Origin of the sequence: Pedobacter rhizosphaerae (assembly GCF_900111155.1) — a bacterium.
GTDB classification, from domain to species: domain Bacteria; phylum Bacteroidota; class Bacteroidia; order Sphingobacteriales; family Sphingobacteriaceae; genus Pedobacter; species Pedobacter rhizosphaerae.
Genome location: NZ_FOGG01000040.1, coordinates 1 through 9,647, shown reverse-complemented (window position 1 = coordinate 9,647; position 9,647 = coordinate 1). Strand labels below are relative to the sequence as shown.

Here is a 9,647-nt window from a genome sequence, read left to right as displayed (position 1 = left end):
CTTAATTGTTAAACTGTTTAATTGTGTCAAATGCATACTGCCAACTGAAAACTGCCCACTGAAAACTGCTAACTGAAAACTGAAAAACCATGTCTCAAAATCCTAAAACTACATTTCCCATTACCAAACTTTTAGTAGCAAATAGGGGAGAAATTGCCCTGCGTATTATGCGTTCAGCTAAGGAAATGGGTATTCAAACGGTTGCCGTTTATTCAGAGGCAGATCGTGATGCACTTCATGTGCGTTATGCTGATGAAGCCATTTGTATTGGTCCGGCGGCCTCTAATCAAAGTTATCTGGTAGGAGAGAATATTATCAACGCCTGCATTCAAACCGGAGCACAAGCCATTCATCCCGGTTATGGCTTCCTTTCTGAGAATGCCTCATTTGCCCAGATGGTTGCAAACGCAGGATTGATTTTAGTAGGTCCGTCTGCTGCTGCAATGGAGGTTATGGGAAATAAACTTTCTGCCAAGGCTGCGGCGTTGAAATACCAGATTCCCATGGTGCCAGGTACGGAGGAGGCAGTAAAAGATGTAGATGAAGCCAAGGAGCGGGCAGTGGAGGTCGGTTTTCCAATACTCATTAAGGCTGCCGCCGGAGGTGGGGGAAAAGGAATGCGGATTGTAGAACGTGTAGAAGATTTTGAGGAACAGATGCAACTTGCCGTTAGTGAAGCAACCTCGGCCTTTGGCGATGGGGCTGTTTTTATCGAACGCTATGTTACTTCTCCAAGGCATATTGAGATCCAGATTATGGGCGATTCACATGGCAATATTGTGCATCTTTTTGAGCGTGAATGTTCGGTGCAACGTCGGCATCAAAAGGTGGTAGAAGAAGCACCCTCATCTATACTTACAGCAGAAATTAGAACTAAAATGGGCCAATGTGCGGTAGATGTGGCCCGATCTGTTAATTATACTGGTGCAGGTACAGTAGAATTCATCCTGGATGAAAACCTTGATTTCTTCTTTCTGGAAATGAATACCCGCTTGCAGGTAGAACATCCGGTTACGGAACTGATTACCGGAGTTGATTTAGTAAAGGAACAAATTAGGGTGGCCGCAGGAGAAAGGCTGAGCTTTACAAAGGAAGACCTGAAAATTAGCGGTCATGCGATAGAACTTCGTGTTTATGCCGAAGACCCCAAAAATAATTTCTTACCTGATATAGGCACCTTAAAAACTTATAAAACGCCCAAAGGAAATGGAGTGAGGGTAGATGATGGCTTTGAGCAAGGAATGGAAATCCCTATTTATTATGATCCTATGATTGCTAAACTCATCACCTATGGTAAAGACAGGGAAGAGGCTATTGAACGAATGTTGAGGGCAATTGAAGAATATGAGATTACGGGGATAGAAACTACCCTGGGCTTTGGTAAATTTGTAATGCAGCACCAAGCTTTTAAAACGGGAAATTTTGATACCCATTTCGTGGGTAAATACTTTAGCCCCGAATCCTTAAAAGCTCAAGATGAAACAGAAGCTTTAATAGCAGCTGTTATTGCTGCCAGGTTATTTCAAAAGGAGAAACCAGTACTCAGCGTAAGCCCTACTGCAAATAGTTCTTCCAATTGGAAAAAAAACAGACAAAAATATTAATACAAGCGTAAAAAATACCTTTCAAATGTTTACCGGAATTATAGAAACACTAGGCGAAATTACAGCCATTAAGCACGATCATACCAACATTCATTTTACCATATCATCGGCTATCAGCCACGAACTCAAAATAGACCAGAGTGTTGCCCATAATGGCGTATGCCTTACGGTGGTGTCATTAGACGATAAAACACACACGGTTACAGCCATTGATGAAACGCTTAACAAAACCAATTTAGGCCATTTAAAGGTAGGTAGCGAGGTGAATCTGGAGCGTTGTATGCAAATGAATGCCCGCTTAGACGGACATATTGTACAGGGACATGTAGATCAAACTGCAGTTTGTGTGAAACGGGAAGCGCTAGATGGTAGTTGGGAATATAGGTTTAAGTACGATGCTGCGGCAGGTAATGTAACAGTAGAAAAGGGATCTGCCTGCGTTAATGGAATCAGTTTAACTGTAGTGAATTCTGAAATTGACGAATTTTCAGTTTTTATTATTCCTTACACTTTTGAGCATACCAATTTGCAAGATGTTCAGGTAGGTGATACGGTAAATCTAGAATTTGATATCATTGGTAAATACGTAGCGAGGTTGATGGGGGGAAGGGAGTAGAAAGTTGAAAGTTGAAAGTAGAAAGTTGAAAGTGAAAAGTTGACAATGAAAAGTTGAAGAGTGTGGGAATATAGGGGGAAGAGTGACGGAAATGCCAAAGAAATGATCAAAAAACTTTCTTTATCCGTTAAATCAACGCTTAATTTTTCATAACAGTACAGGATAGTTGCTTGAATTATATTTCTGATTATAGCATTGTTAAGACTAAAAATTTAACCCTAACCAGATATGAACAAAGCCCACTACCTCACCAGGACTTTATTAACCTGTGCCTTATTTTTTACTTTTTTATCTAAGGGATTAACGCAGCAAATCGCTGTTAAAGATTTAACTGTTGACCATTTAGTAAATCCTTTTAGTATCGATAATCCTAAACCTCGATTCAGTTGGAAACTCAGCTCTTCAGTTAAAAATACCATGCAAAGCGGGTATGAAATCAGGCTCGGAAGTACAGAAAAAATCACGAAGAATATTTTCTGGTCGGCAAAACAAAATGCTGACCAGTCGGTTCTCATTCCTTATAACGGACCAGAGCTGGCTAGCAAAACAAAATACTACTGGCAGGTGAGGGTGACAGACAATCATGGCAAAACCTCTGATTGGTCGCCTGTTCAATATTTTCAAACCGGGTTAAAACCTAACGATTGGACCGCAAAGTGGATTACCGTAGCTGGTAAGGATACTGCTTTGGCTAGCCCATATTTCAGAAAGGAGATTAACCTGAGTAAGAACATCAAGTCGGCAACGGCCTATGTAACGGCAAAGGGATTATATGAAGCCCATGTGAATGGGGCCAGGGTAAGTGATGATTATTTTACTCCCGGTTGGACCAGCTACAAAGATCACATCCAATATCAGGTTTATGACTTAACTAAATCATTGCATAAAGGAGCAAATGTTATTGCTGCGCTTTTAGGCGACGGATGGTACAAAGGAAGAATAGGGTTTTCTAACCAAAAACAATTCTATGGAGACACCAGGGGACTATTACTCCAGTTAGAAGTAGTGTATACTGATGGTACAAAAGAAATTTTTAATACGGATGAAACCTGGAAAAGTACTAACGGGCCTGTTTTGGCTTCCAATATTTATGATGGGGAAACTTATGATGCCAGAAAAGAGCTAACAGGTTGGGATAAGGCAGGTTATGAGGAGTCTGAAGCCTGGAAGCCAGCCGCTATCATGGCAAAGGGAACAGAGAAACTGGTGGGTATGAGTGGTCCTTCGGTAACCAAACATGAGGTGTTAAAACCTTTAAAAATCTTTAAAACGCCGCTTGGTGAAACCGTTGTAGATTTTGGACAGAACATGGTAGGCTGGGTAGTACTTAAGGCCCGGGGGGCGGCAGGAACTCAGATTACCCTCAGCCATGCGGAAGTTTTAGATAAGGCAGGTAATTTTTACACAGCCAATCTGCGTTCAGCAAAACAAAAAAATATTTACATTCTGAAAGGTGTGGCCGAAGAAGTTTTCGAACCTCATTTTACTTTTCAGGGCTTTAGATATGTTAAAGTGGAGGGTTATCCGGGAGAATTGAAGGCAGAAGATTTAACAGCTGTTGCCGTTTATTCAAACATGAAACCTACTGGAACATTTAGTACATCAAACCCTTTGCTCAATCAATTGCAGCATAATATCCAATGGGGGCAAAAAGGAAACTTCGTAGATGTTCCTACCGATTGTCCGCAAAGGGATGAGCGTTTAGGCTGGACTGGCGATGCACAGGCTTTTGCCGCTACTGCAGCCTATAATATGGATGTGGCAGCGTTTTTTACCAAATGGATGAAGGATGTGAGTGCAGACCAGTTACCCAACGGTAGTGTGCCGTTTGTGGTGCCAAATGTACTTAATGCCAGGGATGCAGGTTCTGCCGGATGGGCAGATGTTGCTACCATTATTCCATGGAACATGTATATTGCTTATGGCGATAAGGGAATTTTGGAAAATCAGTATGGAAGTATGAAGAAGTGGGTAGATTATATTTCTTCAGTGGCTCAGAATAACCTCTGGAATAGCGGTTTTCACTTCGGAGATTGGTTGTTTTATCGTCCTAATGATGATAACGATGGAAGGGCGGCAGTAACTGATAAGTATATGATTGCCCAAACATTCTATGCTTACTCTACTCAACTTTTAATTAATGCAGCCCATGTTTTGGGAAAAGCAGAGGAGGTAAAACAGTATAGCGAGTTACTCAATAAAATTAAAGCGGCGTATCTGGTTGAATATGTTACACCTAATGGAAAACCGGTTTCAAATACGCAAACAGCTTATGTTTTAGCCCTTCAATTTGACATGCTACCCGAAAAAATGCGTGAGCAGGCAGCTCAACGATTAGTTCAAAACGTTAGGGATTATGGCACGCACTTAACCACTGGTTTTTTAGGTACTCCTTATCTATGCCATGTATTGAGCCGATTTGGACATGATGATGTTGCTTATGATTTATTGTTGCAGGAAGGATATCCTTCCTGGCTCTTTCCTGTAAAACAAGGTGCTACCACCATATGGGAACGTTGGGATGGTATAAAACAAGATGGCACTTTTCAAACCACAGATATGAACTCATTTAACCATTATGCTTATGGCGCAATTGGCGATTGGATGTATAAGAATATTGTGGGGATTAACCCGGTAGTTGATCAACCTGGTTATAAGTATATTTTAATTAGTCCGAAACCAGGAGGCAAATTAACCAGCGCCTCAGGAGAATTGGAGACTGTATATGGTACAGTAAAATCTTCGTGGACGCTGGCTGATGGAACTTTTAAATTAGATGTAATCATTCCTGCTAATGCAAAAGCCACAATTCTACTCCCAAAAACCAATAAAAGGGAAGAAATTGGATCGGGAACCTATCATTTTGAATCTAAATATTAATCACTTAATATTGCAGCAAAAGGGCAAATTATTGATGATTTGATCAATGATTTGCCTTAAAAAGAGAGATAAGAATGTACAGCAAAGAAGAGGCAGCGAGATTAAGACAGCAATTTTGGATCAGTTTTGGGCAATATATGAAACCTGTTCCTGCTGCCAGTGGCGCTGCTGTAAACTGGATCAACTATAAAACCGGTGTTAAACATATTTATTTTAAAATGGATGTGGATAATAAGAAGGCCATAATAATGATTCAGCTGGCACATCCTGATGCAGGCGTAAGACACCTGGTTCTGGAACAATTCGAAGAGTTTAAACTCATGCTCCGAAATACGCTGGGAGAAGATTGGGACTGGATTAAAGATACTACTGATGATTATGGCAAAACTGTAAGCCAGATTTCAACTACACTAAACGGCGTAAATATCTATAATCAGCAATATTGGCCAGATTTAATTTCCTTTTTTAAGCCCCGCATAATTGCTTTAGATGATTTTTGGGATAATGTTAAGCCCGTTTTTGAAGATTTGCGTTGATGAAAGTTCCCATCTAGCTAATCTTTTTTATTTATTCCGTTTTGCTGAACTCCCAAATCGTCCTGCTGAAATTCCAAATCGTCCTGCTGAACTTGTTTCAGCATCTTTATCAGGAATTACCATAAAGGCCCTGACCCGAAGCGCAGCGTAGAGCTACGCAGTAAAATAAATTCAGGGTGACGAGCGTATTAGGGATTTATTAAAGAAATCCCATCCCTGATCGTCCTGCTGAACTTGTTTCAGCATCTTTATCAGGAATTACCATAAAGGCCCTGACCCGAAGCGCAGCGTAGAGCTACGCAGTAAAATAAATTCAGGGTGACGAGCGTGCTAGGAATTTATTAAAGAGATCCCGTCCATAATCGTCTTGCTGAACTCGTTTCAGCATCTTTAGAGAAAACTTATAAGAAGGCGCTGAAATAAATTCAGGTTGGCGAGCGTGCTAGGGATTTATTAAAGAAATCCCATCCCAAATCGTCCTGCTGAACTTGTTTCAGCATCTTTATCAGGAATTACCATAAAGGCGCTGAAAAAAAAGCAGGGTGACGAGCGTGCTAGGGATTTATTAATAAGGGTGACACCGGCAGAATGTTAAACTATTTTAGCTTTTCAAACAAAATAAGGGCTCAGGGGTTTATTACTGAAACAGTATTAACTTAACAATAAGACCTATGAATACTTTAAAGAAGTTTGAATTAATGGAAAAGATAGTGCGTGAATTAGAAGACTTACAGAATTCTCAGCAGGCACTTATTCAAAAAATTGGTAAAATCGAAGTAGATAATATTGAACTGGGCGACAGTCGATTAGAAAAAGATTTGCCTGATATTCACCAGAGGTTAGCCGACAATTTAGATACAATTGTTGGAATTTTAGAGGATTTTGCAAATAAAACTCAGAACTTTGGTAATAAAAATAATGTTGATGCCCTGAAAGAACAAGAGGCATTCAATAATAAATAATTAATTTATTACTTAATCATCCCAAATTATGAAATCTCTTACGCTAACAATTGTCTGTGTAGTCGCCTGCTTTTTCGCCAGTGCGCAAGTACTTCCATCTTTCCAACTGGGTTTAAAAGCTGGAGCTAACTTTTCTAAATTTAATAGCGAAAACACTTTTAGCAGTGAAAACCGTGCTGGTTTTTACGGTGGCTTATGGGCAAGAATTGGTGCAGCGGGACTTCATTTTCAACCAGAACTTTATGTTTCGGGCAAGAAGACCAACTTGGTTAGCGATGCTACTGGCGAAGTAAACAGTGTACGCTTTACCAGTTTAGATGTGCCTCTATTGGTTGGAACCAAATTTGGAGCAGTGGGTGTGGGATTACGAATCAATACCGGGCCGATGTTTTCTTTCATCTTAGATGAGAATCAAAGCTTTAGTCAGGCTGCGGGTAATGTTTTTAAAGCTGATTTTAAAGATCAGGCTGTTGCGTGGCAGTTCGGAGCTGGATTAGACATTAAGAAACTTAGTGTTGATGCCAGATACGAATTAGGTTTGTCTAAAATTAATAAATCTGGTTATCCGGGAACTAAACTGAACTTATTCACCGTAGGTTTAGGTTACAGGATTTTATAAACACACCATTAAACCAATAGAACAAAGGGCAAATGATCATTCATTTGCCCTTTGTTTTTTAATCTTTATTTCTGGAGCGCTACTTCTGTAAGCTCGTAGGCAAAAGCACCATTTTTAGGTATAATGGGAGTTTCTCTTTGCACGCTCAATGCCTTAATAAAAGATGCTCCAAAATAAAATATTAAGGAGGAGTAGAATACAAATAACATAATAACGATTATGGAGCCTGCTGATCCGTAAATATTGCTGATGTTACTTAGTGGCAGTAAGATTCTTAAGATGTACTTGCCGGCCGTAAATAAACATCCCGTTAATAATCCACCAGAGATGGCCGCTTTCCAGGTTGGTCTCCCATTGGTTAAAAATCTAAATAACATGGTAAACCAGGTGGTTACAATAATTACAAATATAATTTGGTTGAGAATTGAGGTTAGAATTAAGCTAAAGGAAGGCGAATTATTCTTTAAGTAAGAACCAATATAAGCCTGAACACTATCGGCCAGCAAACCAATAAAGAATAAAATTCCTGCGAAAAGAATGATTGTTACTGAAATTGCCCTCGATTTTAAAGTGTTAACGATCCCTTTCTTATGTTTATAGCCAATATTCCAGATTTGCTCTAAAGAATTTTTGATAACATTAAAAAGCGTAGTGGCTACAAAAAGGAAGAACACAAAACTGAATAAGGTAACATACCAGGCCTGATCTATACCCCGAATATTTCTTAGTGTTAACCTGATTTGTTTAATACTATCATCATCTAAAATATTAGCCAGTCTTTCAAATAAGTGGGTAACGAGCATTCGCCTATCGGTAAACATACCGAATAATCGAATGAGGATGATGAGAATAGGCGGAAGGGCAAAATTGGTAAAAAAAGCAGTGGCCCCGGCAAGTCTTAAGGGATCATTTTTTTGAAATAAGACAAAAGCTTTTCTCCCGGTAGAGAAAAAGAATTTTAATTCTTCTTTAAGTTTTAACAGCATCCCTTATAAATAAACTAAAAAGTCCGAAAATACTAAAAATAGTTTGTTCGGACTTTCCATCTTTGTTAAATATCGTTAATTCGACTGAGTAAAAACCAGTAAAGCTTTATCCCCATTCAAAAGTTGTAATTTTCCACCCTTTAATTTGGCCGCATTTACCTGGTTGAGTGCGGTAAGATAGGCACTTTCTGCTGTTGCGGTTTCCTGGCAGAACATTTTAGTGCCATATACATTTTTCAGTGCTACAGTATTGCCTGAAATTTCGGCCTTGCCACCATAGTTATTGCAGAAAGATTTCCCGCTTACGCGTAAGCTATCACCAAAATTTAACGTCGCTTTTGCATTAGCAGGTAGGGTTGAGCCGGGCATTTCTGTTAATTCCCATTTGGTATTGGTCAGTTTTGCAGGATCAATTTTCTCTAAGCATGAACTGAATAGACAAAGGATACAAGCAAAGATGATTAAGTTTTTCATGGTTTTAGATAATTTTTAATTTACCCATCAAAAATTAATCCAAGAGGCTGTTAAGTGCAAATTTGCAGCCTATCAACCTTCAAAGGCTCTGAATATTAATTCTTTTTCTTTAAAAATTCTGTTTTTAATACAATCACTGTCCCGTTTACTTTACCTTCAATGGCCTTGGGGTCATCTGTTAACCGAATGTTTTTTACGGCTGTACCCTGTTTAATATCAGCTGCCATACCCTTAACTTTTAAGGTTTTAATTACCGTTACCGAATCTCCTTCGTTTAAGATGTTACCGTTGCTGTCTTTAGTTTCCATGTTTTGATTTTTCTGCGAAAGTAAGATTTTAGCTGAGAATTTGGTGTTTTTGCCAGAAAGATGAACTGGTTATTCAGAGAAAAGCAGGTGGGCGGCACCTAAATTCTTAAGTATTTAACCACCTAAGTAATCTTCGACACCTAAGCCTTTCATTCAGCGTATTCACAATTTTCCGGCAAATAACAATTTTTACCACAATGGCTCAAAGGGAGACAAATGATCGCAAACTACTATTTTACCTTCTCCATTCTCTTTCTATTTCAAACCCAGTGTTGTCCGGTAAAATTCTGAATTAGTTAAAAAAGTTCATCCTAGAGTTTTAAAGGCATATTTTTCCAATCCTGTCCGTCGAGTTCCGCAGGAGTTCTACGGATTGTTTAATGGAGGAGAGTCTTTGACTCGGTTTAAGTAATGTTGAGTTCTGAAACTCAACGGTATGTTGTAATCCGTAGAGGCGCTGCGCTTAACTCTACGGACAGGGCAGGTCGTTTGGTATTGTGGTCTGTATTCTTTGTATCCAAACAGAGCTTTTTCAATCCTGTACGTCGAGTTCCGCAGGAGTTCTACGGATTGTTTAATGGAGGAGAGTCTTGGACTCGGTTTAATTAATGTTGAGTCAGTGTTGTCCGGTAAACTGGAAAAAAAGGAAAAAAAATAGGGGC

9 protein-coding genes are annotated in these 9,647 nt (G+C 39.4%); 6 read left to right on the top strand and 3 right to left on the bottom strand.

Annotated features, from left to right (window positions below; genetic code table 11):
* The first annotated feature begins 89 nt into the window (after positions 1 to 89).
* The 6 genes from accC (at position 90) to BMX11_RS20960 (ending at position 7,217) form a co-directional block, all read left to right on the top strand.
* On the top strand, positions 90 to 1,604 hold the full coding sequence (accC, locus tag BMX11_RS20985; RefSeq protein ID WP_090888465.1) for an acetyl-CoA carboxylase biotin carboxylase subunit: 1,515 nt from the start codon (positions 90 to 92) through the stop codon (positions 1,602 to 1,604).
* Between the two features lie 25 nt (positions 1,605 to 1,629).
* On the top strand, positions 1,630 to 2,220 hold the full coding sequence (locus BMX11_RS20980) for a riboflavin synthase (protein ID WP_090888462.1): 591 nt from the start codon (positions 1,630 to 1,632) through the stop codon (positions 2,218 to 2,220).
* 228 nt (positions 2,221 to 2,448) lie between these two features.
* Positions 2,449 to 5,100: a glycoside hydrolase family 78 protein gene (locus tag BMX11_RS20975; protein WP_090888459.1), complete on the top strand. Its 2,652-nt coding sequence runs from the start codon at positions 2,449 to 2,451 to the stop codon at positions 5,098 to 5,100.
* A 74-nt stretch (positions 5,101 to 5,174) separates the two neighbouring features.
* Entirely contained in the window at positions 5,175 to 5,636 is a 462-nt protein-coding gene (locus BMX11_RS20970; protein ID WP_090888456.1) for a DUF4268 domain-containing protein, read from the top strand.
* A gap of 671 nt (positions 5,637 to 6,307) precedes the next feature.
* Positions 6,308 to 6,598, top strand: a complete 291-nt coding sequence (locus BMX11_RS20965; protein WP_090888453.1) for a hypothetical protein — start codon at positions 6,308 to 6,310, stop codon at positions 6,596 to 6,598.
* A gap of 28 nt (positions 6,599 to 6,626) precedes the next feature.
* Positions 6,627 to 7,217, top strand: coding sequence for a porin family protein (locus BMX11_RS20960; RefSeq protein WP_090888451.1), 591 nt, complete (start codon positions 6,627 to 6,629; stop codon positions 7,215 to 7,217).
* A gap of 65 nt (positions 7,218 to 7,282) precedes the next feature.
* Here BMX11_RS20960 and BMX11_RS20955 read toward each other — a convergent pair whose 3' ends face one another.
* The 3 genes from BMX11_RS20955 to BMX11_RS20945 all read right to left on the bottom strand — a co-directional run bounded on the left by BMX11_RS20955 (position 7,283) and on the right by BMX11_RS20945 (position 8,985).
* Complete coding sequence (locus BMX11_RS20955; protein ID WP_090888448.1) at positions 7,283 to 8,203, bottom strand: YihY/virulence factor BrkB family protein; 921 nt, start codon at positions 8,201 to 8,203, stop codon at positions 7,283 to 7,285.
* Positions 8,204 to 8,278: 75 nt separating this feature from the next.
* A complete protein-coding gene (locus tag BMX11_RS20950; RefSeq protein WP_090888445.1) occupies positions 8,279 to 8,677 on the bottom strand; it encodes an META domain-containing protein in 399 nt (132 codons plus the stop codon).
* A 95-nt stretch (positions 8,678 to 8,772) separates the two neighbouring features.
* Positions 8,773 to 8,985 carry an alkylphosphonate utilization protein gene (locus tag BMX11_RS20945; protein ID WP_090888443.1) on the bottom strand — a complete coding sequence of 71 codons (213 nt, stop codon included), beginning with the start codon at positions 8,983 to 8,985 and terminating at the stop codon, positions 8,773 to 8,775.
* Positions 8,986 to 9,647: the final 662 nt, after the last annotated feature.

What these genes read in the sequence shown, in the direction of transcription:
- accC (WP_090888465.1), top strand. Translation starts at nt 90, where the DNA reads ATGTCTCAAAATCCTAAAACTACATTTCCCATTACCAAACTTTTAGTA.
- BMX11_RS20980 (WP_090888462.1), top strand. Translation starts at nt 1,630, where the DNA reads ATGTTTACCGGAATTATAGAAACACTAGGCGAAATTACAGCCATTAAG.
- BMX11_RS20975 (WP_090888459.1), top strand. Translation starts at nt 2,449, where the DNA reads ATGAACAAAGCCCACTACCTCACCAGGACTTTATTAACCTGTGCCTTA.
- BMX11_RS20970 (WP_090888456.1), top strand. Translation starts at nt 5,175, where the DNA reads ATGTACAGCAAAGAAGAGGCAGCGAGATTAAGACAGCAATTTTGGATC.
- BMX11_RS20965 (WP_090888453.1), top strand. Translation starts at nt 6,308, where the DNA reads ATGAATACTTTAAAGAAGTTTGAATTAATGGAAAAGATAGTGCGTGAA.
- BMX11_RS20960 (WP_090888451.1), top strand. Translation starts at nt 6,627, where the DNA reads ATGAAATCTCTTACGCTAACAATTGTCTGTGTAGTCGCCTGCTTTTTC.
- BMX11_RS20955 (WP_090888448.1), bottom strand. Translation starts at nt 8,203, where the DNA reads ATGCTGTTAAAACTTAAAGAAGAATTAAAATTCTTTTTCTCTACCGGG.
- BMX11_RS20950 (WP_090888445.1), bottom strand. Translation starts at nt 8,677, where the DNA reads ATGAAAAACTTAATCATCTTTGCTTGTATCCTTTGTCTATTCAGTTCA.
- BMX11_RS20945 (WP_090888443.1), bottom strand. Translation starts at nt 8,985, where the DNA reads ATGGAAACTAAAGACAGCAACGGTAACATCTTAAACGAAGGAGATTCG.